The organism is Lentzea rhizosphaerae (assembly GCF_042649515.1).
Taxonomy (GTDB): Bacteria; Actinomycetota; Actinomycetes; order Mycobacteriales; family Pseudonocardiaceae; genus Lentzea; species Lentzea aerocolonigenes.
This window is the reverse complement of record NZ_JBHRZI010000042.1, coordinates 1-943: the sequence shown is the minus strand read 5'-3', so window position 1 is coordinate 943 and position 943 is coordinate 1. Positions and strand designations below refer to the sequence as shown.

Below are 943 nucleotides of genomic sequence, written 5' to 3'. Positions count from 1 at the left end.
GGACAAGGTCACCGGCGCCAAGTACGAGGCACTGCTCGATCCCTTGGCCAAGCCCCGCCCCGACACCGGCGAAGGCCCGGACCCGCGCACCCTCTCCCAACGCGAAGGCGACGCCCTGGCCGAACTGATCGAGCTGATGCTGCGCGCCGACCAACTCCCCGAACACGGTGGCGAGCCGGTCACGATGACGGTGACCCTGCGCTACGAGGACCTGGTCCAGCAGGTGGGCGAGGCGATGCTGGACACCGGCCAGCACCTCCCCGCCGACCAGCTCCGCCGGGTGGCCTGCGACACGGGCATCATCCCCGCCGTACTGGGCGGCGAGGGCCAGCCGCTGGACATCGGCCGCAAAACCCGCACCTTCCCCGCCCGCATCCGCCGCGCCCTGGTCCTCAGGGATCGTGGCTGCGCCTTCCCCGGCTGCGACAGACCGCCCCGGCACTGCGACGGCCACCACGTCCGCCACTGGGCCGACGGCGGGGACACCTCCGTCGACAACGCGGTGCTGCTGTGCCGCCAGCACCACACGCTGATCCACCAGAGCAAGTGGGAAGTCAAGATGATCAACGGCATCCCGACCTTCTACGCACCGGCCTGGCTCGATCCCCAGCGAACGCCCAGACGCAACCTGATCAACACCGCCTGACCACGGCCAGGCGGTGCCGATGAAGGCCGCCCCGGACACGGCCAGGCACTCTCGCTACCGCTGGCGGGCCATCGCCAGGCACCCTCGCCAACGCCGAGAAACCAACGGCGGCATGGGGCGGTCGTTACCCCCTGCCTCGTGGTACTACAGCCGCGTAGAGACAATTCCGGGAGGCGATTCCCGCGAGGCTAATCCGGCGAGGGCAATCTCCCGAGATCAATCCTGCGGAGCTAGTCCCAATGCCGTGTAGTTAAGGCGTGGGCCTGGCTGTCAAGGCGGCTGAAACGAGGCAACGGA

Annotated in this window: 1 protein-coding gene; it reads left to right on the top strand. The window is 69.0% G+C overall.

Annotated elements, in window-relative coordinates; genetic code table 11:
• A partial coding sequence (locus ACFOWZ_RS40655) for an HNH endonuclease signature motif containing protein (RefSeq protein ID WP_382379315.1) occupies positions 1 to 646 on the top strand: 646 nt, incomplete at its 5' end.
• Positions 647 to 943: the final 297 nt, after the last annotated feature.